Source organism: Zhongshania guokunii (assembly GCF_040892635.1).
GTDB lineage: Bacteria > Pseudomonadota > Gammaproteobacteria > Pseudomonadales > Spongiibacteraceae > Spongiibacter > Spongiibacter guokunii.
The window spans coordinates 78,844-101,383 of sequence record NZ_JBFRYA010000012.1 but is presented as its reverse complement, the minus strand read 5'-3'; the positions used below and the strand labels follow the sequence as shown (position 1 = coordinate 101,383).

The window sequence follows — 22,540 nt, the reverse complement described above, 5'->3', positions numbered from 1 at the left end:
AGTATCCCCGCCAACTGGCGTCGTCATTACTTTGGACATAAAATAAGATTTCTTTTGATATCTGCGGAGTGACGCCATGCGTATTACGCCCAATATCGATGATGCCTTGTATATCAAAGCAGCGAGGTTAAACCGTATTGAAGATAAATCGGCATTACTTAATGAAGGCCTTACCGCCTTGATTGGCGGGGAAAGTGCCCGTAGCTTGGCCGTTTCAGGCAGTTCTGAGCCTGACTTGCAGCCTATTCCTTGTCGCCAAACTGACCTCGCAAAGTAATGGCTCTGCTTTTGAGCTGATTGATTGTTAATCACTGATTAGCCCCTTTCAAAGCCGCACTTTTTACTTGTTCAAACATAAAATCCAAGGCCTTGTGCTGGGTAAAGGCTTGCAGGCATTGTTGACGAAATTCTTGTTCGGTGGCCTTTTCTTTGGCGCAGATAAAGGCCCACGGCAGAATAATGGCGTCTTTGATTAGATCGGCAATATCAAACACCAAGGCGCCGCGGCGGGTTTTACCGTGCATAACGGCAAAACCGTGGGGAATACCGAGCACCCAAAGCGTTGTGGCCGCTAGGCCGTAAGCGAGATAGTTGCCGTGATTGAGAAAGGCGTTGGCGGTGTCTACGGCTTCGCGCTCACGCACGAAGTCGCCGTATTGACTGCGATTGGCGGCTATTTTGTAGAGCTGCTTGGTGAGTTGTGCTTCGGTTTGTAGTAGTTCGCTGACTTTGGCGGCTTTTTCGGTTTTGCTAAGGAAGATTTCAAGGGCCTGCGCGATGTCTGCGTCGTTGGCATTAAAACCTTCTAATTTTAGGTCTTTGTCTCGGGCCCAAACACTCTGCAAAAATTCGATTCTGGCCCTTTGCAATTGACGGGCAACCAGTAAGCGCTTGGCGTCATCGAACCAGAATTGCATCCATCCCTGAATATATTCGGTGGGACGATATTCGCTTTGCGGGCTTAGCCATTCAATTTCCGTGGCCATTAACAGCGGTGTGTCGCCACCGCCACAAAACCCTACCATTACTCCAGCCTGCGCTAACATGCGCATTGCTGCTTGGGTGAGCGAGGTGCCTGTACCCAGCAACAGACAGGTAGTATTGGCGATGGGGATATTCCAATACTGGTTTTCGTTTTTGGCTTCGGTTAAATACAGCACGCGACCGTCTTTTTGCATGACGCGGCATTTTTCTAGGTAGTAAATATTCGCCCGTTTGGAATGCAGTATCGCTTTTAGGTCAGTGAGCTGTTCCATTCCCTCTCCTACGCACATCATCCCTGTTAAATTATGATCTATTCGCTGCTGCGCATGCCCGCTATTTCACAACTAGATCACACCTTAGCACCCTTACCGGTCAAAACCTGTCCTGGCGATATATCCAGTGCTTTTGATCGCCAGTTATAAGCCTAAAAATTGCGCGCACTCCCGTCACGAATCACTTATACAACTGAATGGCTTGTTTAAGCCGATTATGTACTGCTTGGCGAAGTTCGCTTGGTTGCTCAACTGTAACGTCGGGGCCGTAGCGCAGAATATCTTGAATAAGTTCTCGCTCATCACTGTATGGCAGGCTTAACAGGTAATCACGCCCATCCCATTTTCCTATTTGTTCTGGGTGCCATTGTTGCATGGCAATTTCGTGGGCGAGCGCCGGTCCAAAGCGTAATGTTGCGGTGTATTTGCCTGCGCCAGAAAAAATGCCGTAGCCTTTGGTAAAGTGCGCCGTTAGTTGTTCGCCTGTTATTGGCAATGCGCTGTTATCGAGAATATTGAGCTTTTCTATTCTGGCTAAAGAGAAGGTACGCAGGTCATTACGAAGATGGCACCACGCGTCGAGGTACCAGTTTTCGCGGTAATACACCAAGGTTTGCGGGCTTATCTCGCGCTGGGACGCTTGTTGCTGGTAGTTGCGGTAGTTAATAATCAAACGTCGTTTTTTTAATACGGCCTCACACACTTGGGCAAACATTTGACTAGCAAGGTAACGGTTACTCAGCGGTAGCACCTTAATGTGTTGATCAAACGCGCTGCGTTCAATACCCCGCGAGGCCAATAATTTGGTAATAGACTGCTCGATAACAGATAGCTCTTGATTTAGCAGGCCGTTGCCAAAACTGTTTAGTAGTTGTAAAAGCAGGGCCAGCGATTGCAGCTCGGCACTGGTTAGCCACAAGCCGGGCAGTTCGTAATGGCCTAGCGCTTGTGGCGCGTATGCCCAGCCTTTTGCTTCGGGGATGTATTCTATGGGGGCGTCTAAGTAATCGCGCATATTGTCGATAGCGCGCTTTACGGTTTTTTCTGAACACTCTAGCAATATGGCAAGCCGAGCAATTGGTATTGGTTTGCGATGCTGACTAAACTGCCGATGCAGAAGCTGAAAACGATCGAATTTATCCAAAAACGATGCCCATCCATGAGTCGCTTACTTTGGGTGATAAGGCTAGCCACCTGTGCACATAAAATACACCGCGAAGGTACTGTAGGTGATCTAAACGTATCTGTTATTGGTATATAGTATTACCTTAACGGGGTTTGAGTATATCCCTACACCACGACTAGACCAATTCACCTAAGGTGATTGTATGCACGCCACAAAACGCCGGTTTAGCGCACTACTGTTGCTTGTCGGATTACTCGGCATTAACCACGGCGCACTCGCTTGGCAATGCCCTCAGAACCTAAAACAATCCCTCCCTACACTTGAAGCGGGAAGCCTCAATCTTTGCGATACCGTACTCAGTGCCAAAGCAGTGTTGGTGGTCAATACGGCGAGCATGTGCGGATTTACGCCGCAATTCGAGGGCCTAGAAAAGCTATACAAGGAATTTAAAAATCAGGGCCTAATCGTACTCGGCGTACCCACGGCCGACTTCGGCGGCCAGGAGTATGACAATGCTGAAAAAACAGCCAAGGTTTGCCACGCTAATTATGGCGTGAGCTTCCCGATGTTTCGCAAAGCCTGTATTCGCTGCGACCAGCCAGACCCCTTACTCCGTTTGGTAGCCGAGGCCAGCGACACCATGCCAAAGTGGAATTTCTATAAATACGTTTTCGACCCAAATACAGGAACAGCGCGCGGCTTTAATTCAAGAACCAAGCCGGAGGATGCCGCTTTGCGCAAAGCAATAACGGATCTCTTAGCTCTCCCGTGAACCAGGCCCTCAAATACTGCTACCTTGTGTTCGCAGTGCTGCTCGCTAGCACAATCGCTGCTTGCACCGACAACAGCCCGCTAGCGACACAATGGCAAGACTACCAAAGCCGACTAGCGCGGGTACTGCAACGCCAAGCCGAACCGCACCGCGACATTGCCTTTCCGCACATGCCCAAGCCCAGAGAACTGCCCCTTGAGTTTAGCGACAGTGGTATCGATTTACTGGACTTTTTACGAATGCGGCGCTGTGCGCTGCGCGACACCATTGCCCAACGCAATAGTATTCTCGGCCGCCACGGCGATGCCGCCGCCCGTCTCATTTTTGATTTGCGCTTTATAAGCCAAGCCGCCACGTGCCAGAAAATACTGGAGGACGACGGTTTAATTGCGCTAGCAGCACAATTGAAAACCGCAACGCAAACAAAACAGCGGGAGTTACCTGCACGTATTTTTGCTGCAAGTTTGACTGGGCCGGAGTTTCGGCAGTTTTGGCAGATGCCCGTTGATTTAAATGTTTATCCACTCAAGGGCAAAGACCCCAGCCTTGCCGCGCTGGCTCGCTGGCGGCAATGGCAAACTGAGTGGCTCAGCGAGCCCCAGGTAACGGCTGCTTGGTCGTCGATAGAGTGGCAGCAATTTAGCGACACACTGCTAAATACCTTAGGCGAAATTCGTTTGGGTGCAGGTGGCAGTATGCTCGCCGCGCAGCAGCTTAATGTAAACGGATTAATTGGCGCCAGCAGTATTATTGCCCAGCGTGTTAATGGCCGGCCGCTCTGCCTTAAGCCGCAGCCGATTCCCGCGGCGGAGCATTTTCGCGGTGCTTTAAGCAGCGTATTTATTAGCCAGCTACAAGCCCAAGCCAGCAGAATTAATCAACACCAATTTGCGGTAATGGCGGTGATAGGCAGCATTGAACATGATGTGCTCGCCGCCATGACAAAAAATAACTTAGCGATTCCATCTGCCTTTATTGAATGGCAAACCCAGCGCGACAGTTTACTCTTCGTCACAACTGAAGCTCAGCGCCACCATGTAACGCTGGCTAGCGCCTTGCTTAGCCAGTGTGGCCTATCGCCAGGGAATTAATCTCTGTAGTGGCGGCGCATTAACGCCGACGTTTTTCCATGCGGCGTAAAAATACTTCCATGACCGAATCGTATAGGCCGTCACCAAGAAATAGGTCTTCTACACCGGAGTCGATACTGGGGTTATCGTTAACTTCAATAATCACTACGCGGTTGTCAGACTGCTTTACATCCACACCATAAAAACCATCGCCAATTAATTTGCAGGCTTTTACGGCAACATCAATCACCTTTTTGGGGGCCTCGTATGTCGGCATGGTGTCGAAGCCGCCCGACTGGCTTTTACTGCTGCTGTGTTTATAAATTTGCCAGTGATTGCGCACCATATAATACCGGCAGGCAAACAGCGGTTTGCCGTCGAGTACACCAATGCGCCAATCGTAGTCGGTGTACATAAATTCTTGAGCCAGCAGTAAAGCGGATTTGTCGAGTAGACGTTTGCTCTCACTCACCAAGCTGTCCCAGTCCTCAACCTTAACCACACCCCGCGAAAACGCCCCGTCGGGTACTTTAAGCACAATCGGGTAGCCCAGCGTATCGGCAATACGGTGTAACTCTTCGGTGTTATCGCGCCGCAAAATTTCTGTGCGCGGCGTTGGCACTTTGTGGCTCTTGAGTAAGTCGGCCAAGTAAATTTTATTGGTGCAGCGCAAGATGGAGGTTGGATCGTCCATCACCACCAAGCCCTCTGCCGCCGCCTTTTTGGCAAAGCGGTAGGTGTGGTGATCTACCGAAGTGGTTTCGCGAATAAACAAGCCATCGTATTCCGGTAGGCGCAAGTAATCCTTCTTGGTAATTAGCTCGGCAGAAATCCCCAAATTTGCCGCCGCCTTGGTAAATTTGCGCAGTGCGCCTTTGTCGCTGGGCGGCAGTTTTTCTTCGGGGTCAACCAAAATCGCCAAATCGTAGCGGAAGGTTTTTCTGGCCTTGGGCTTGCGCCACATTTTGCTGCTAAAGCGCTCAAAGGTCGAGGCAAAGGCCTCTTGTTCACTGCCGGCTTTCAAGGATTTTAAGGCTACCAAGTGCAGCTTCTTAATCTGCCAACGAGTCTTATTAAATTCGAGGGTAATCTCAATCAACGGCGACGGAAAACGCTCAAAAACCGCTTTCGCAATTGCCGCGTACTCGGGCTCTAGGCATTCGCCAAACCAACTCCGAAAGCTAATGCTATCGCCCAGCTTGGCCGCAGGTAATTTAGCTAACAGCGGCTCCACACCTTCCAGCAAAATATCTGAGAGTGACTTGCGCGCCAGTTCACTCAAGGTGTTTACCGAGGGCAGTACATTATGACTGCGAGCCTCGGCAAGCAGTGAGCAGTAATAGCCCGTGCCCAAATAGCGGTAGCTACGCGCCAAGTTGATTACCCGCACCCGCTCGCCGCTGCTCTGACCAACGCGCTCTAAGTAGTCGTCGAAGGTGATGACATCCTGGCTAGGGTAATAGGGCGACCAATCCTTTAGATCGTCAACAACAACAAAAAAACGTGACATTAGCCATCTCTCAATAGGGCAAACGATGAGCCGCATTCTGCGACCAATTTTTGCTATTAACAATATGCCGTTAAAGAATCTAGCGGGTAAATATTACGCAGAATAAACTCACCGCCAACTGAACTTTGACGCCAGCCCGCACCACCATTTAAGGTCTTATTATCGCTGTGATTTTGATTGGCTTTTGGCGCGCCAGCGCCCACAATTCACCAGAGTAAGATCACCCTAAATAGGTTGTTGTAATGAGTTCTATCCGCGCGGCCACCGAGGGCGATTTAAACGCCCTGGAAGCTTTGGAAAACCGCTGCTTTAGCGGCGACAAATTGTCGCGCCGCAGTTTTAAAAGCCTAATCAAGCCCGGCGCCCACTCGGTATCGGTAATCTTAGTGAACGACCACATTGCCGGTTATAGCATAGTACTTTTTCGCACCGGCACCAGCTTAGCTAGGCTTTACTCGATTGCCCTCGACCCCGATTTTCGGGGCCGTGGCTTGGCGCAAGCGCTGTTGGCCGACGCCGAGCACCAAGCCCGCACTCGCCACTGTTTGTTTGTTCGCCTAGAGGTGCGCAACGACAATCCCGCGGCCATCGCCCTTTATAAAAAGCTCGACTACCACGTTTTTGATGACATCGACGACTACTACGAAGACGGCTGCACCGCCCTGCGCTTTGAGAAACGCCTACACCCAGAAACCAGCCCAATCGTCGGCAAGGCGCCGGCCTACTACCGGCAAACCACCGAATTTAGCTGTGGGCCAGCGGCGTTGATGATGGCCATGGCCAATATCAATACCGACTACGCAATGACTCGCCGCGAGGAATTGCAGCTCTGGCGCGAGGCCACCACCATATTTATGACCACCGGCCACGGCGGCTGCTCGCCCCACGGTTTAGCCCTGTCTGCGCTGCGCCGCGGCTTTGGCGTAAATCTGTATATCAACCGCAGCGGCACCCCGTTCATCGACAGTGTGCGCAGCACGGAAAAACGCGAGGTTATTGAACTGGTTCATCAAGACTTTACCGAGCAATTAAGTCACTTTCCGGCCAACATCGAAATTAACCCTTTGGGCCCCAATCAATTCCGTGAGATTCTGGAGCGACACGACAATGTGCTCGCCCTAATCAGCACTTGGGCACTCAACCGCAATCGCGCGCCCCACTGGGTGTATGTGAGTAAAACCGACGAACATTTTGTGTATATCAGCGACCCCGACACCAACGACAGCCGCTGGCAGAGCGAAACCGATTTTATGCACGTGCCCATTAGTATTGAGGCGTTTACCGCCATGGCTAGCTTTGGCCGCAACCGTCTGCGCTGCCTTATCGCCATTCACCCCGCTAGCACGGAGTAACCCTGCCTATGCCTAGCCCAGCACTAAGCAACGCCGATCGCCACTACTGCGAATCCCTTAAGCAACTTTCTGAGTCCCTCGTTGCAATACAGAAGCCCATATTGATCCTCGATGCGATTAAATGGCCCCAAGGAATTGAAACCCAATTCTTTGCCGACAAGGCGAATAAACTGCCGGCGGTCGATCGCAATTACTATTTACAAAACCCCCTCAACTTTGACCCCACCAGTAAAATTGGCGAACTTAAAGCCCTGCGCAGCCAAGTTCACAAGCAGCTGGGCAAGGGCGACCCACTTGGCAAAATTTTAGTGGAGACCATTGAACAGTATTTGATCGTTATTGATCTGGTAGAAAATCGCGGCCGGCCACGCTTTTTAGAAGCCAGTCGCGAGCTTTACGGCTCGGCCCGCGACCATTTGCGCGGCGATAATTTAACCCTTATTGAAATGGGGCAGCGGCTCTGCCATATTTTTTCGCTCCCAGCCGCCAAACATCTCGCTGCTGCTTACCCCAAAAACCTCAGCGCAGAAGAAGCCGTAAAACAATTAGAGCAGCGCCTTGCGCCCTATTTTTCCGATAGTGCTTTTTCGGTTAAGGAAACCGACGGCATTGTGTCTGACGCCGCCGCGGGAGGTGACTGCATTAAGGTCAATACCCACTCCTCGTTTTCCAGCCTCGATTTACAGGTGCTCGAAGTTCACGAGGGCTGGGTGCATGTGGGCACCACGCTCAACGGCCGCAATCAACCTTGGGCTACTTGGTTGAGCGTCGGTTCACCACGCATAACTGCCCTGCAGGAAGGTTTGGCAGTTTTAATTGAAACCCTGACCTTTAGCTCCTTCCCCGCCCGTGCGCGGCGTATTAGCGACCGTGTGGTGGCGATTGATATGGCCGAAAACGGCGCCGATTTTCTTGAAGTCTACCGGCACTTTGTGAGCCAAGGACTGAGCCAGCACGACAGCTATAAAATTGCCCAGCGGGTATTCCGCGGCGGTATGGTCGAAGGCGGCAGCTGTTTTACCAAGGACTTGTCGTATGTGAAAGGTTTTGTGGAGACCGTGAATTTTATTCGCAGCGCGATCTTGTCGGATAAACCCGAAATGCTGCCGATGCTGTTTGTGGGTAAGGTGGCCTTAGATGATGTGCCGGTGCTTCACCACTACCAGCAAGCCGGCTTTATCGAGGCGCCCCGCTACCTGCCACCCATGTTTCGCGACCTTAATGGCTTATATGTGTGGTTTGGTTTTTCCAGTGGCATGTCGCTGCTGGATTTGGCGCGAATCCAAGAGCATTTCAAATCCTTGTTTGAGCAAACTATTGATGTTCACTCGCACTTAAAATAAATAGCGCTGATGAAAATATTTTTCTTAGTCGCCAACAAGGCCTAAGTTTGCCGATTTAAACCGCCACTGCTGACGAGATAAAGCACAACAACTGCGCAGTAGCGCGCAGCATTTGTGCAAAAAAATTCATTTTTAGCAATAAAAAAGGCCTTAAATCGGTGCGTTGCAATTATTAAAAAACACCGATTAAGGCCTGTAATTTATCGAGTAAGATTAGCCGCCGTAGGGTTCTACGGTCTGGTTTGCCTTATACGATGAGGTGGTTTGTCCGCCGTAAACCGGTGACTCAGTAGTAACGTATTGATCAACCGACGGCTTAACCTCAATTTTACCGTTAACATCTTTATGGACACTGCAACGGTAGCTGTAGGTACCCGCTTGGTCAAACTTCAGGCTGTAGGTATTACCTAACCACGGGCTAGTCCAAATACGCGAACCCATTGCCCCATCAAAGGTAATGTCGTGGGAGATTTCGTCGTAGTTAACCCAAGTAACTTCGGTGCCCACTGGCACCACCAGCTGAGCAGGCTTGGCGTGGAATGTAGAGATATACACCTTGGTGGGCTTGGCTGGCGATAATACTAAGGTGCCAACCAATTCCAGCTCTACTCGGCGATTCAAGGCTCGGCCGTCTGCAGTGGCATTGTCTGCTATAGGTTGCGTAAAACCATAGCCTTTAGGCACCAGTTGGGCCGGATTAACACCCGCCGAAACCAAATAGAATTTGGCGGAATTTGCGCGATTCTGCGACAAATTCATATTGTAATCAAAGGACGCGTTATTATCGGTATGGCCCTCAATCGCGACTTTTATCGTCGGATTCTCCTTCAGCTCCTTCGCAACTTGATCGAGAAAGCTCATCGAGGACGGCCTCAATTTCGCCGAGTCGTTATCAAAATGCACTTCCCGCAATATAAGCGAATCACCTGCCTTGCAGCCATCTAACTCAAGTGGCATACCCGGCGCAGGTGAGCGACAAGTACCTCCTTCTGCACCTACCAATGGTGACATAGCTAGCATTACTACTGATAAAGCTATCCCTATTCGTATATTTTTCATGTAACCCCCGTTACGTGATGACACCAACATCACCGACGTTTAATTCGCCAGTTAAGTCGGTTTAATCGCTTAAACAATCCAGATGGATCATCGCTAAATTGGCATTCCGTGCCAGCACCGGCAGACGGTCCGCGAATAAGACACAGCAAAATATGCGCCGCTTTTCACAAAATTAGGATTTTGTATCGTGGCGAGTATGTTTTGTGCCCAAAGGAGGATTAACAAAGAAGGTAAAACAGGGCCCCTAGGGCGGGAGATTTTAAGTAAAGATGGGTGCGTTAAGCGCAGCCATCTTTACTTAATAAAGTACAGCCGAAAAATCAGCCGTAAACGCACAAGTAGGCAGTGTTTACCGCTACCTGTAAATCAAAGTGGCTATTAGCTGGTACATCAAAGCTCTGACCATCGGCAAAGGTCTGCCATTCAGTCTGGCCTGGCAGCAATACCGTCAAGGCGCCACTAATAACGTCCATGCGTTCGGCCGCTTCAGTGCCAAAGCGATATTCACCCGGCGCCATTACTCCCACAGAAGCTGGCTTGCTGGCAGTGGCAAAGCCCAGCGACTGGACGTTGTTGTCAAAGTAACTATTATGCTTAATCATGATGGCCCCCAAGGCGTAAAAAACCGCGCAATGATACGCGGCTATGCCACTACACGCCAGCTTGAACTGGATCAGCCTCCAAGCGCTTGGTTTTAGCTGAAGCCTGATGGTCACGGCCAATGTACATATACATCGCAGGCACCACAAACAAGGTAAACAAGGTGCCGATGGTCATGCCTGAGCTAATCACCATGCCCAGCGAGAAACGCGAGGCTGCGCCAGGACCGGTAGCCATTAGCAATGGCAGCATTGCCACCACTAGCGCCGCAGTCGTCATCAGAATCGGCCGCAAACGGATTGAACTGGCTTCTTCAATAGCCTCGCGCTTAGACAAACCCTCTTCCTGCATGCGATTGGCAAAATCCACAATCAATATACCGTGTTTAGAAATAACCCCAATCAAGGTGACTAAGCCTACTTGGGTGTATATATTCAAACTCATGCCCGAAAAATTGGTTAGCTGCATACCATTAGTCATCGCAAAAATATTCAAGGTTAGCAATGCCCCACAGATCGACATCGGCACCGTCACCAGAATAATCAAGGGGTCGCGAAAGGATTCAAACTGCGCCGCCAAAACCAAGTAAATAATAACCAGAGCAAAACCAAAGGTTGCTACCAGTGCAGAGCCCTCTTGTTTAAACTGCCGCGACGAACCCGCGTAGTCTATTTGAAAGCCCGCCGGCATCTCTTCACGTGCTATCTCTTCAAGCAGTGCCAGTGCCTCACCTTGGGAAATATCCGGGCGCGGTACCGCAACAATGGTATTAGACGTCAACTGTTGTGCGTGAGGAATAAAACGAGGTACCACCCGCTCGCGCATGGTCACGACGGTAGACAGCGGAATTAAATCACCACTGCCAGTGCGGGTGTAAAACCCAGCAAGCTGACCCGGGTTGAGCCTCGACTCTCGCTCTACCTGAGCAATAACCTTGTATGCTCGGCCCTGAAATGCAAATTTATTAACCTCGCCACCAGCCATCATGGCCGCGAGGTCGGCACTTAAGGCATTCATATCAATACCTAATAACGCTGCTTTTTCCCGATTAATATCTAACACCGTTTCAGGCCTATCGATATTTAAATCTGGTGCCACGAAAAAGAAGCGATTGCTCTGCATAGCGCGCCCAACAACCGCATTGCCCACGTCGGCCATAGTTTGTGGATCGGCAATGGACTTAAGCACAAACTCAACAGGGTAACCCTGCCCTGGAGTAGGTAAAGCAGGGGGTTGGAATATCGCCGTGCGCACACCGGGTGAAGCGCTTACCTTGGCATTCACTTCATTAGCGATCTGCGTCATTGTCTGGTCACGTTCTTCCCAGGGTTTGGCAATCATACCGAAAAAGCCGGTGTTGGTGCCGCCACCCTCGTTGCTACTAAATGCAAATAGATGGCCTACATTTTCATGGCCCAAAGCAATCTTTTGGTTTGCCATAAAATACTGGGACAAATACTCTTTCGATGAATAGCCGTCTGCTTCGTTTAACGCACCGGCAAATCCAAAGTCCTCGGCAGGTGCAAGTTCTGCTGGGCTTGCTACAAACAAAAAATAACATGACAACAAAACAATAAGACCGAACACGCCAATAACATGACGTTGATCTAAAGCGCCATGTAAGCGAGTCCGATAAGCACCGCGCAAACGATCAAATTTTTCGTCTAGGTAATTGGCGAGACGCCCCCCCTTTCCCGAATCATTGTGAGAGGGTTTTAATATTTTGGCACACATCATTGGCGTTAGGGTTAGTGCAATCACCCCTGAGATTAATACCGCACCAGCCAAGGTAAATGCGAATTCAGTAAATAACTTACCGGTAATCCCTGTCAAAAAGCCAATTGGAGCGTAAACCGCGACAAGGGTAATTGTCATCGAGATAACTGGGCCGACCAGTTCCCTAGCGCCCATAATAGAGGCTTTGTGCGGTTCAATACCTTCTTCAATATGCCGATGGATATTTTCTAAGACAATAATCGCATCATCGACCACCATGCCTATCGCTAACACCATAGCTAATAGCGTCAACAAATTAATGGAAAAACCTAATGAATACATCAAGAACAGCGCGCCAACCAATGACAGAGGTACTGTCACAGCAGGTATCAGGGAGCTGCGCATAGAGCCCAAAAACAAGAAAATAACCACTACCACAATAATAACGGCTTCGACTAAGGTCGTTTGCACATCATTAATCGCACTGCGAACATAGGCCGTAGCGTCGTAGCTCAAATCACCATGTAGGCCTTCGGGCAAGGCTTTAAAAATAGCGGGCAGGTGTTCGCGCACCTCGGCCATTACATCGAGTAAATTAGCATTTGAGCGCACGGTTAAGCCTATAAACACACTGGGCTTGGTATCCCAATAAGCACTGGTGTCATAACTCTCTGCACCCAAGGTAACTGTGGCGACATCTTCCAATCTCACCAAACTATCGCCATCAGAGCGCAGCACCAGTTTACGAAACTCGTCTACATGATGCAGATCAGTACCCGCAGTCAATCCGACTTTAATGTAGTTACCATTGGTCTGGCCTACGGCGGAAAGCACATTTTGCTTACGAATTTCGGCCACCACCTCGCTGGCACTAAAATTAAATGCCACTAGCTTTTCAGGATCTAGCCAAACCCGCATCGCATAGTTTTTTGCGCCAAGCACGCTGACCTTTTCAATACCCGCTATAGCAGATATTTCCGGCTCAATCACCCGCACAATATAATCCGTTATCTGGCTGTCATTGAGCACATCGGAATAGAAAGAAATGTACATTGCCGCGGTGCTATTACCATCGGCTAGCTGTATAACGGGATCTTCTGAACCCTCAGGCAACTGATTGCGAAGCTTTGACACCTTGGCCGAAATTTCGGTCAGCGCCTCATTAGGATCTTTATCTAAGCGCAGGTTAGCCGTAATAATTGCGCTACCCTGAACTGACTTAGAGGTTAAAAAATCGATACCGTCGGCCGAGGCGATTTCACGCTCTAAGGGCGTTGTAACAAAGCCCTCAACCAAGGCAGGTTCTGCGCCAGGATAAGCCACCATAACGGAAACCTGGGCGTTCTGGAGCTCCGGATATTCACGAACCGTCAAATCCATACCGGCACGCATACCCAATAACAAAATAATCAGGCTGACCACTACCGCCAGAACCGGTCGTTTTATAAATATATCAGTGAAATTCATTGTTGCTCTCAGCTCGATTTTCAGCTTATCGCCAGTAATCCGTTACACCAGCAACGCTGGCGATCTAATACCCGTCAACCGACCCCTCAACCCGCCGGTGGCTGGGGCTGTATTTCCGGTCGTGGCGCGTTGCTATTATCAATAACGACTGGCTGTTTGTTCCGTAATTTAAGCAAACCCGTGGTTGCCACCTCAGTGCCTTCATCCAGACCAGAAGTAACCGCAATAAAATCACCACGCGCCTCACCCAAAGTAACAAAGCGCTGAAGCACTTCTAATTCGACTCCCTTCGCTTCCGTTCCTGGCGCCGCGTCCTCAGACTCAGCCTTGGCTTTTTGCTGCACTACAAACACCGAGTCGCCATAGGAAGTGTAATTTACCGCCGAGCGTGGGATCACCACCACCTCATTCTTACCAGGTAAAGTGATCGCCACGGTGGCAAATAAGCCTGGTTTTAACTGCTGACTAGGATTTGCTAAACGCGCTCGCAAATCAAAATTGCGGGTTTGGGGGTTAACTCGTGGCTCAATAGCCAGAATTTCTCCTTGGAACGTTTGATCGGGATAGGCATCGACCTCAACCGACACAACAAGCCCCGGCGCTAGCACCGACAAATAATGTTCAGGCAGCGAGAAATCGACATTAATGGGGTCTAATTTTTGCAGCGTAACAATGGCAGCGCCCATACCCAGATACTGACCAACATTCACCCGTTTTATACCGAGTTTACCGTCAAAGGGAGCTGTGACTGACTTCTGAGCTAAGCGACCTTTCTGCGCCTCAACAGCCGCGAGGGCCACATGGGTTTCGGCTTCTGCGGTATCCAACTCCGCCTTGGATATCGACTTACCTTTATAGAGTTGCTCTTTACGCGTGCGATTCAACTCAGCCAGTTCGGCTTGAGCCTGCAAACGTTTAAGCTCACCCTGCTCACTCGCCGCCGACAAGGTCAGTAGTAAATCGCCACGCTTAACGGTGTCGCCTGATTCAAAATGAATGGCACTTACCACGCCGTCAACCTCAGCAGTAAGATCAGCACCGTTCACTGCCACTAGACTACCTACGGCCTTTAGGCGGTTAGGCCACTGCATTACTTCTGCGGCAGCACTGGCTACAGTCACTGCTGGTGGCGGCATTGAGTTAAGGTAATCGTTCATCGCCTTATTGCCGAACCACTTCATACCAAACACGCCGCCAAATACCACCGCGCTTAGTACAAGCATGATCACCATCCGCCTACTCATATCACTTCCCTATTCGGTTCAACCACTATTTAGAACAACATCAAATATTTTTACCACTCACACACTAAGTAGCTGCATATAAGCAAAGCCGAAAAAGTAGCACTGTCTGCTGCAAAGGTCGAGTTCCGGTGCGCAACATTACGTTAGCGTAATCGTTATAGACCAGTAACTTAGCCCAGAAAATTAGAATGGTACTTTCAAATCGTAACTTCGCCCAACAGCTTTCAGCGAGCAGTTACAACACTTCATTGAAACTCCTTTGCAAGCAGTGATCAAAGCAAGTCTTTCAAATACGCGTCATCCACCTCAGGCTCTGGCGGCTCAGGGTATTCTCCACCCAAAGTTTCCCAGCTGCGCAGTTGGTATACGTAGGTCAGAATCTGCGCCACCGCCAAATACAGGCCACCGGGGATTTCAGCATCAAGGTCGGTACTCGCAAAGACTGCGCGAGCTAAACGCGGGGATTCAACTATGGGTACATCGTGCTCGTTGGCCAGCTCGCGGATTTTAGCGGCGATATTGTCGGCACCTTTTGCCAATAGCATGGGTGCCGCCATACGCGCTTCGTCATACTTTAAGGCAACAGCAAAGTGGGTGGGGTTGGTGATAATAACGTCGGCGGTGGGCACTTTTTCCATCATCCGGTTATTGGCAGCCGCTTGCTGCATTTCACGCAGCTTGGCTTTTACCTCTGGCCTGCCGTCCGATTCCTTGTGTTCATCCCGCACTTCTTGGCGGGTCATGCGCAATTCTTTGTGGTAATTCCACAACTGCCAAGGCACGTCGATGGCGGCGATTGCCAGCAGCGGCAAGCTCACCACAAAGAAAAACCACACAAGCAGTGAGGCACTGTTTTTAATAGCTTCTTTCGGCTCTTGTAAACCCAAGCCGAGAATATCGCCCGCCAGACCCGACAACAGAAATACCGCCGCCGCGCCAATAAAAACCATTTTCATAAGTGCCTTGGCTAACTCGCCCAAACTGCGCAGGGAAAACAGCTTCGCAACGCCCTTAATCGGGTCCATCCGCTCAGGCTTAACACTTAAATTAAAGGTCCAACCGCCCAAAATAGTTGACGAAAACACCACTGCAATAATCGCTAATAGCATTAGCGGCCAGATTGTCAGTAAACCGCGAACTAGGGTTTCATAGAGCCGCCCCGCAATCTCCCGTTCATCAGCCGCAATTAAAAAACTCGGCGACAAGCTGCTCTCTAGCAAGTTTTGCAATGCCGCCGCTAATTGCCCGCCCGTAAATAGCAAAATAGCTGCGCCAGACAAAGTCACCATCATGGTAGTGAGCTCTTTCGAGCGCGGCACTTGGCCCTTTTTACGAGAGTCAGCGAGTTTTTTCTCGGATGCGTCTTCTGTGCGTTCTTGACCGTCTTCGTTCTCAGCCATGGCTCACATCCCAAGAAATTGCTCAGCGGCCACAAAAGCAGCGCCGAGACCAGAAGACAATAAAGGCAATAAATTGGGCAGCAGGCGATCAACCACCATAAAGCCAATTAACATCGCGATAGGGAAACCCACTGCAAACAAGTTCAAGGTCGGTGCGGCGCGGCTGACCACACCCATTGCAAGCTGCACTACTAATAAGGCAACCACCGCGGGGATCGCCACTCGAATTGCGCCGGTAAACAGTTCCGCGCCGCGCATAATCACCACCCCAATCTGGTCACCCGACAAAGCACTGCCGCCTACTGGCCAGTACTCAAAGCTCCTAGCCAGCAAGCTTAAAAAGTCGATATGACCGTTCATAGCCACAAATAACAGCATGGTGAATATTAATAAGAACTGGGACAAGACCGGCACTTGTACCCCCCGCTGGGGATCGACCATCATCGCAAAGCCAAGCCCCATGCCCATCGCAATTAATTGGCCGGCCAAAATTATGGCATCAAAAACCAGCTGAATAATAAAACCAATACACAGGCCAATGAGGAATTCATTGGCGATCAGCAGTACAGTTTCAATACCCAATAAATTCATGGGGGGACTAGCGGGCAAAATAGGCAGGAGCACCGCGGTAATAAATATCGCCAGTAAAAGTCGGGCGCGGGGGGGAATGTAAGCAGCACTGAATAGTGGCGCGGTCATCATCGCGCCGCCAATTCGCACAAACGGCAGCCACGCACTGGCTAGCAAGACGCTGAGCTGGTCCGCCGTTAAACTCATCACCTTAGGGTCACCCCACGAGGCCAGGGATCATTTCAAACAGCTGGGTGGTGTAGTCTATCAAATGGCGCAACATCCACGGGCCAGTGAGACCAAGCACCAAGACCAGTACCACCAGCTTTGGAATAAAGCTCAAGGTCATGTCTTGAATCTGGGTGGCCGCCTGAAACATACCTATCATCAAACCCGCCGCCAGCGCCGACAGCAACAAGGGCGCAGCTAACAGCACGGTAACGTTCATGGCCTGACGGCCAAGTTCAATTACAGTATCGGCATTCATGTGTAAAAACTCGCGGCCAGTGAGCCCATTACCAAGCTCCAACCGTCAACTAAAACAAACAGCATGATCTTAAAGGGCAGCGAAATCATCATCGGCGACAACATCATCATACCCATCGACATCAGCACACTGGCAACCACCAGGTCGATAACCACAAAGGGAATAAACAATAAAAAGCCTATTTGAAAGGCGGTTTTGAGCTCACTGGTTAAAAACGAGGCCATTAAAATAGTAAACGGCACATCTTCCGGTTTATCGAAAGCATCTTGGCCGGAAATTTCAGCAAAGCGCGCAATGTCCTCTTCGCGGGTTTGGCGCAGCATAAAGCTTCGAAACGGCTGAAAACCTTTTTCAAGTGCTTGCTCAAAGGGTAGCTCTTCGGCGATATACGGCTTAATTGCATCGTTGTAGGCAATTTCAGCCACCGGCTGCATAATAAACATGGTTAGAAACAAGGCCAAGCTTAGCAGTATTTGGTTAGATGGCGTCTGCCCTGTGCCCAATGCCTGACGCAAAATAGACAGCACAATCATAATGCGGGTAAACGCAGTCATACCCAGTAGCAGCGCGGGCAATAAGGTTAGCGCGGTCATCACCGCCAGCAATTGCAGCGACACCGTGTATTCCTGGCCGCCCCCCGCTGCGGGCAGTGATGTTACTGCGGGCAAGGACAACTGCGCGGCATTGGCCAGCATCGGCAAACAGCAAGCGATAAGAAATAGTAGTTTGCGCAAGCCCCTCATGGCGGACCTCCGGCATCATTTCTTGGCGTATTGGTCTTCGCCGAAGACTGAGTGGGCAAGCGCGCCAATAATTTAGCAAAGGGTGAATTCTGGGCCGCAGAGGCATCGCTATTCTGGGATGAAGGTGACGACCAAGTATGCAGGGTATTAATTGCGCTGGCAGTGCAGCCAAGTAATAGCTTGTCGTCACCAACCTGCACTACCAATAATTTTTCTTTCATGCTCAGCGGAATTTGCCCCACCACCGCCACGCCGGTGTGATTGGGACCAGCAACTAAGCGACTTTTCCGCAACAGCCACATTAGCACCACTATGCAGAGCACCACCAGCAACAAACTGCCGAGCATACCGCTAACATCAAGCTGCGCTAAACTGGGTGCCGCAGGCGCTGCCGCGCTGGATTTATCGCCAAGCTTCGCGCTCGCCGCCACTAAGGGCTTGGCGACTTCTGCCACATCCTCGGCCCAAACTGGCAACGCCGCGGCAACACTGACAAACCCGTAACACCACCTTGCCAGATAGCACATCATCCCCGGCGCTCACGCTCGTCTTGGCCAACAACCTCGGTGAGCATAATGCCGAACTTATCTTTAACAACCACAATTTCACCGCGTGCAACAAGGGTATCGTTGACCAATACATCAAGGGGCGTACCTGCCGCGCGATCTAACTCAATAATGGCACCCTGACTCAGTTCGCGTAAATCGCGGATACTCATTTTGGTCCGACCAACTTCTACCGCGACATTAACGCTAACATCCATGATCATATCGAGGCTCATATCATTACTCATGCGGCCACTCCTCGAGCTGGTGTCGGCGGCTGGTTTTGTTGGCTGAGCGCTAGTGTGTTCATTTAATTCCTTAATTTCCGCGGCGGTAACCGCCTCATGTTGACTGGCGGCACCCGCCGCTGGCTGTTGATCATTCACGTCGTCAGACATATCCCCTCCTCAGCGCTGCGGTCGTTTTTTTGGCACTGGGCCCTCAAGCTTGACCGCTAAATTGCCCTGATGACTGCCGAAACGGCCTCGCATAAAGGGCTTGCCATCGACCTCTAAAATCAATTCTTCTGGTGAGGGAATGTCGATGATATCCCCCACTTTAAATTTGGCCACTTTTTTCAAACTGAGCTTGGTATGCGCTAACACGGCTACCATCTCTATTGGGGCAGACTCCAAACCATCTAGCAGGCGGTCGCGCCAATCATCGCTAGAGGGCTTTGCTTTACTCTTTGCTGGATCGCCAATACTGTCGCGCACTGCATCAATCGCACTCCACGGTACTATCGACCACAAGCCGCCACTAAATTCGCCAATATTCACCGTAAAGCGCGTGGCGACCAATGAATCGGCTTCGCTAATAGTGTCGAGCATACGGGGATCATTGTATTGCACTGCAATACTGGGCGCAGTTTTCATAACCGACTTCCACGCGCCGGCAATGTCGGGCAACAACGCGGTACTGAGCATTTCCATAAAACTAAATTCAGATACCGACAAGGTCTCGCGATCGCCCTGCTGACTGGCGCCAGAGCCACCAAAATAACGGTCAACCAACTGAAAAACCAAATCAGATTCAAACGCCAAAAATAGGTTGGCATTCATCGGCAGCCCCTGCACCACCGACAAACTGCACGGTGCCGAAAGAGTATTCAGCATCTCCTCAAACTTCATTACCGTGATTTTATCGGTTTGTACCGAACTCACTGCGGCAACAAACTCCTGCATGCGATCCTTGGTTGCACCTGCAAACTGCGACTGAATAAGCGACAGCGCCGGTATTAGGCGCTGCACAGCATAATCTTGGCGGGCAAGATTGTACTTACCCTTACCCGGCGCGTTGTCGTCCTCACCCGCCATTAAGGCTTCGAGTTCTTCTGGATCGAGTACGTCACTCACTGGCTCAACCTCACTGCACGACAAACTTGGTGAAATACACCGCGTCAACACCGCCTTTACCAGATTCAGCGATTAAAACGCCATTAATCACCGCCATCGCCTCTTCCTGTATTTTCATACGCTGCTCAACCGTAGCAATTGCCTCGCGATCCAGTTTACTAAGAAACAACAGCAAGTCGTTGCGAATACGCGGTTCATATTGCTCAACCCGGCTAAAGGTATCGTCACGGCGCGACATCAACTCGATCTCGATCATTAAAAAGCGCATGCCGCGTTCATTCTGTAAATTCACCACAAACGATGGCGACAGACTGTAGTACTCAGGGGCCTTCATTGCTGGGCTAGCCACGGCCATCATTTCACCTTCGGCTTCGGTTGGCATCGGCGCAGGCGCCGAACTTTTCATAAAAAACCACGTTCCGCCAACTGCGGCTAACAGCAATACCAGCACACCCACAATCAGGATAATCTTAGATTTCATAATCTGTTTCCAACATTCCGCATACAGAGACAACATAGCTATTATTAGGGCAAAAGCAAGGCTTATGCCAATGAAAATTGTACTTAAAAATCAAACAGTTAATATAGCTAAATATGCCTACGACAAAACTTTGGCTGTTATTTGTCAGAAAACAGCCGCTACACCGAGTCAGCGTGAACACCACGTAGCAAGAATAAACACAAAAGTTACTGCTATAATCCTGCCTGAATTCATCATCGAGATACAATTATGACCGTTGCCTCAGCACGACACATACTGGTTAAAACCGAACAAGAAGCGAAAGATCTTAAAGCAAAAATTGCTAAGGGCGGCGATTTTGGCGAGCTGGCTAAAAAGCACTCAGATTGCCCATCTGGCAAACAGGGCGGCGACCTCGGCGAGTTTCGTCCAGGCCAAATGGTAAAAGCCTTTGACGACGTGGTCTTTAAAGAAGCCGTTTTAGAAGTACATGGGCCAGTAAAAACTCAGTTTGGCTACCACTTGATTCAGACTATTTACCGCAACTAAGCCGTATTTAGTCAGTAAAAATCAAAAAGCCCCGACGGCTGTGTGCCGGCGGGGCTTTTTGATTTAGCGCTAGAGCAAATGAGCAGCGTTTATTCCGCGACTATCTCAATAAGCACCTCACCCGGTGTTACGCGATCGCCTTTCTTAACAAAGATATCAACGATCTTACCGGCAATCGGCGCTTGCACCTCGGCTTCCATTTTCATCGCTTCGGTTACCAATACAGGCTGACCCAGCTTAACCACGTCACCTACCGCTACCAGCACCTCTACAATATTGCCTGGCATATTGGTCGTTACGTGGCCTGGCTTGTTGGCCGATTTACGCCCCCCACTGCCCTCGGCTTTGTATTCGTTAAGGGCTTCGAACACCACTTCTTCGGGCATGCCATCCAAGGTCATATAAATATGGCGTTTGCCGGTGCCTTTGATGCCAACACCGGTAATAGCCACTTGATAGCTTTCGCCGTGAACATCAATAACAAACTCAGTTGGCGCGCCGCCATCGGTAACCGGCCGCGTACTCGCGCTGCCAATAGGCTCTAACACTTCCGGAGTGAGAGTACCCGCTTCGCGCTCTGATAAAAACGCACGACCCAAATCTGGGAACATAGCAAAGGTCAGCACGTCTTCTTCTGACTTGGCCAGGTCGCCAATATCAGCGCGCAGCTTGTTTAGCTCTGGCGGCAAAAGATCCGCTGGACGCACATCAATCACGTCCTCATTACCTATTGCCAGCGCCCGTAGGTTTTTGTCTACCGGCGCAGGTGCTGCGCCATAGTGGCCCTGCAAATAGCGTTTAACCTCGTTAGTAATGGTGGTGTAGCGCTTATCCGCTAGAATATTCATAACCGCTTGGGTGCCAACAATTTGCGAGGTGGGCGTTACCAGTGGCGGATAACCTAGGTCTTTGCGCACCGCCGGTATCTCTGCAAACACGTCGCCAATGCGGTGTAAGGCGCCCTGCTCTTTTAGCTGATTCGCCAAGTTCGACATCATTCCGCCGGGCACTTGGTTGATCTGCACGCTAACGTCTTCGCGGGTAAACTCGCTCTCAAACTGATGGTATTTTTTGCGCACATCCCACAGCTGGGTGGCAATGTTTTGCAGCGCGGGTAGGTCTAATCCGCTGTCGCGGTCGGTGCCTTTCAGCGCCGCCACCATGGTTTCGGTTGCAGGGTGACTGGTGCCATTCGCAAAAGCCGACATTGCGGTGTCGATAATATCGATACCCGCCTCTATCGCCTTGAGCTGGCACAGCCCAGCCAAACCAGAGGTCATATGGGAGTGCAGCGCTAGCGGTACACTGACTTCGCTTTTAAGCGCCGCGACCAGTTCTGAGGTCGCGCTCGGGGTAAGTAAACCCGCCATGTCTTTAATGGCAATGGAGTCCACACCCATATTCACAAGGTCTCGCGCTTGCTGCACAAATTTGGCCGTGGTGTGAACGGGACTGGTGGTGTAACAGAGAGTGCCCTGGGCGTGTTTGCCGGATTTTTTAACCGCGGCAACCGCCGTTTCTAAATTGCGCACATCATTCATGGCGTCAAAAACGCGGAAGATATCCATGCCGTTATCGGCCGACTTTTGGATGAAGGCCTCGACCACATCGTCGGCATAATGGCGATAACCCAGCAGGTTCTGGCCCCGCACCAGCATTTGCAATTTAGTGTTAGGCAGCGCTTCGCGCAGCTTGCGCAATCGCTCCCAGGGATCTTCTTTTAAGAAGCGCACGCAGGCGTCAAAAGTGGCGCCGCCCCACACTTCCAGCGACCAAAAACCGATGGCATCCAACTCGGCGCAAACCGGTAACATGTCTTCTGTGCGCATTCGCGTGGCGATTAGCGATTGGTGGCCATCGCGCAGGGCAACATCGGTGATTAGAACGGGTTTAGCTTGGCTCATGATCAATATCCT

At 50.5% G+C, this 22,540-nt stretch carries 23 protein-coding genes; 7 read left to right on the top strand and 16 right to left on the bottom strand.

Going from position 1 to position 22,540, the window contains the following annotated elements; all coding sequences use genetic code 11:
- Positions 1 to 76: 76 nt before the first annotated feature.
- A complete protein-coding gene (locus tag AB4876_RS13885; protein WP_368382379.1) occupies positions 77 to 277 on the top strand; it encodes a type II toxin-antitoxin system VapB family antitoxin in 201 nt (66 codons plus the stop codon).
- 31 nt (positions 278 to 308) lie between these two features.
- On the opposite strand, the gene cas1f is transcribed toward AB4876_RS13885, so the two are convergent.
- Together cas1f and AB4876_RS13875 are read right to left on the bottom strand one after the other, a co-directional pair.
- Entirely contained in the window at positions 309 to 1,256 is a 948-nt protein-coding gene (gene cas1f / locus AB4876_RS13880) for a type I-F CRISPR-associated endonuclease Cas1f (protein WP_368382378.1), read from the bottom strand.
- A gap of 181 nt (positions 1,257 to 1,437) precedes the next feature.
- A complete protein-coding gene (locus tag AB4876_RS13875) occupies positions 1,438 to 2,400 on the bottom strand; it encodes a helix-turn-helix transcriptional regulator (protein ID WP_368382377.1) in 963 nt (320 codons plus the stop codon).
- Positions 2,401 to 2,584: 184 nt separating this feature from the next.
- On the opposite strand from AB4876_RS13875, the gene AB4876_RS13870 reads away from it, so the two are divergent.
- Both AB4876_RS13870 and AB4876_RS13865 read left to right on the top strand, forming a co-directional pair.
- Positions 2,585 to 3,154: a glutathione peroxidase gene (locus AB4876_RS13870; RefSeq protein ID WP_368382376.1), complete on the top strand. Its 570-nt coding sequence runs from the start codon at positions 2,585 to 2,587 to the stop codon at positions 3,152 to 3,154.
- Positions 3,151 to 4,245, top strand: a complete 1,095-nt coding sequence (locus AB4876_RS13865) for a DUF3080 family protein (protein WP_368382375.1) — start codon at positions 3,151 to 3,153, stop codon at positions 4,243 to 4,245. The genes AB4876_RS13870 and AB4876_RS13865 overlap by 4 nt, the downstream gene beginning before the upstream one ends.
- Before the next feature lie 19 nt (positions 4,246 to 4,264).
- Here AB4876_RS13865 and AB4876_RS13860 read toward each other — a convergent pair whose 3' ends face one another.
- The gene (locus AB4876_RS13860; RefSeq protein WP_368382374.1) at positions 4,265 to 5,734 is read right to left on the bottom strand and encodes a RimK family ATP-grasp domain-containing protein; all 1,470 of its coding nucleotides are present in this window, start codon (positions 5,732 to 5,734) and stop codon (positions 4,265 to 4,267) included.
- A gap of 242 nt (positions 5,735 to 5,976) precedes the next feature.
- Here AB4876_RS13860 and AB4876_RS13855 point away from each other — a divergent pair, with 242 nt between their 5' ends.
- Complete coding sequence (locus AB4876_RS13855; RefSeq protein WP_368382373.1) at positions 5,977 to 7,086, top strand: GNAT family N-acetyltransferase/peptidase C39 family protein; 1,110 nt, start codon at positions 5,977 to 5,979, stop codon at positions 7,084 to 7,086.
- Between the two features lie 8 nt (positions 7,087 to 7,094).
- Complete coding sequence (locus tag AB4876_RS13850; RefSeq protein ID WP_368382372.1) at positions 7,095 to 8,429, top strand: flavohemoglobin expression-modulating QEGLA motif protein; 1,335 nt, start codon at positions 7,095 to 7,097, stop codon at positions 8,427 to 8,429.
- 213 nt (positions 8,430 to 8,642) lie between these two features.
- Here AB4876_RS13850 and AB4876_RS13845 read toward each other — a convergent pair whose 3' ends face one another.
- The 12 genes from AB4876_RS13845 to AB4876_RS13790 form a co-directional block, all read right to left on the bottom strand.
- Positions 8,643 to 9,440, bottom strand: a complete 798-nt coding sequence (locus AB4876_RS13845; RefSeq protein WP_368382371.1) for an OmpA family protein — start codon at positions 9,438 to 9,440, stop codon at positions 8,643 to 8,645.
- Positions 9,441 to 9,808: 368 nt separating this feature from the next.
- Positions 9,809 to 10,090, bottom strand: coding sequence for a pyrimidine/purine nucleoside phosphorylase (gene ppnP / locus AB4876_RS13840; RefSeq protein WP_301028967.1), 282 nt, complete (start codon positions 10,088 to 10,090; stop codon positions 9,809 to 9,811).
- A 49-nt stretch (positions 10,091 to 10,139) separates the two neighbouring features.
- Entirely contained in the window at positions 10,140 to 13,271 is a 3,132-nt protein-coding gene (locus AB4876_RS13835; RefSeq protein ID WP_368382370.1) for an efflux RND transporter permease subunit, read from the bottom strand.
- 86 nt (positions 13,272 to 13,357) lie between these two features.
- Positions 13,358 to 14,515, bottom strand: a complete 1,158-nt coding sequence (locus AB4876_RS13830; RefSeq protein WP_368382369.1) for an efflux RND transporter periplasmic adaptor subunit — start codon at positions 14,513 to 14,515, stop codon at positions 13,358 to 13,360.
- A gap of 272 nt (positions 14,516 to 14,787) precedes the next feature.
- Positions 14,788 to 15,915, bottom strand: coding sequence for a flagellar biosynthesis protein FlhB (gene flhB, locus AB4876_RS13825; protein ID WP_368382368.1), 1,128 nt, complete (start codon positions 15,913 to 15,915; stop codon positions 14,788 to 14,790).
- Between the two features lie 3 nt (positions 15,916 to 15,918).
- On the bottom strand, positions 15,919 to 16,692 hold the full coding sequence (gene fliR, locus AB4876_RS13820; RefSeq protein ID WP_368382367.1) for a flagellar biosynthetic protein FliR: 774 nt from the start codon (positions 16,690 to 16,692) through the stop codon (positions 15,919 to 15,921).
- A gap of 10 nt (positions 16,693 to 16,702) precedes the next feature.
- On the bottom strand, positions 16,703 to 16,972 hold the full coding sequence (gene fliQ, locus AB4876_RS13815) for a flagellar biosynthesis protein FliQ (protein WP_368382366.1): 270 nt from the start codon (positions 16,970 to 16,972) through the stop codon (positions 16,703 to 16,705).
- Complete coding sequence (gene fliP / locus AB4876_RS13810) at positions 16,969 to 17,715, bottom strand: flagellar type III secretion system pore protein FliP (RefSeq protein WP_301028959.1); 747 nt, start codon at positions 17,713 to 17,715, stop codon at positions 16,969 to 16,971. The genes fliQ and fliP overlap by 4 nt, the downstream gene beginning before the upstream one ends.
- A complete protein-coding gene (fliO, locus tag AB4876_RS13805; RefSeq protein WP_368382365.1) occupies positions 17,712 to 18,245 on the bottom strand; it encodes a flagellar biosynthetic protein FliO in 534 nt (177 codons plus the stop codon). Before fliO ends, fliP begins: the two co-directional genes overlap by 4 nt.
- Positions 18,242 to 18,658, bottom strand: a complete 417-nt coding sequence (gene fliN, locus AB4876_RS13800) for a flagellar motor switch protein FliN (protein WP_368382364.1) — start codon at positions 18,656 to 18,658, stop codon at positions 18,242 to 18,244. Before fliN ends, fliO begins: the two co-directional genes overlap by 4 nt.
- Before the next feature lie 9 nt (positions 18,659 to 18,667).
- On the bottom strand, positions 18,668 to 19,615 hold the full coding sequence (locus tag AB4876_RS13795) for a flagellar motor switch protein FliM (protein WP_368382363.1): 948 nt from the start codon (positions 19,613 to 19,615) through the stop codon (positions 18,668 to 18,670).
- A 10-nt stretch (positions 19,616 to 19,625) separates the two neighbouring features.
- The gene (locus AB4876_RS13790) at positions 19,626 to 20,096 is read right to left on the bottom strand and encodes a flagellar basal body-associated FliL family protein (protein WP_368382362.1); all 471 of its coding nucleotides are present in this window, start codon (positions 20,094 to 20,096) and stop codon (positions 19,626 to 19,628) included.
- Positions 20,097 to 20,166: 70 nt separating this feature from the next.
- Here AB4876_RS13790 and AB4876_RS13785 point away from each other — a divergent pair, with 70 nt between their 5' ends.
- Both AB4876_RS13785 and ppiC read left to right on the top strand, forming a co-directional pair.
- Positions 20,167 to 20,349, top strand: a complete 183-nt coding sequence (locus AB4876_RS13785) for a hypothetical protein (RefSeq protein ID WP_301028951.1) — start codon at positions 20,167 to 20,169, stop codon at positions 20,347 to 20,349.
- Positions 20,346 to 20,624, top strand: coding sequence for a peptidylprolyl isomerase PpiC (gene ppiC, locus AB4876_RS13780; protein WP_366943153.1), 279 nt, complete (start codon positions 20,346 to 20,348; stop codon positions 20,622 to 20,624). The genes AB4876_RS13785 and ppiC overlap by 4 nt, the downstream gene beginning before the upstream one ends.
- Positions 20,625 to 20,713: 89 nt before the next feature.
- Here ppiC and oadA read toward each other — a convergent pair whose 3' ends face one another.
- Positions 20,714 to 22,528 carry a sodium-extruding oxaloacetate decarboxylase subunit alpha gene (gene oadA / locus AB4876_RS13775; protein ID WP_368382361.1) on the bottom strand — a complete coding sequence of 605 codons (1,815 nt, stop codon included), beginning with the start codon at positions 22,526 to 22,528 and terminating at the stop codon, positions 20,714 to 20,716.
- Positions 22,529 to 22,540 lie beyond the last annotated feature (12 nt).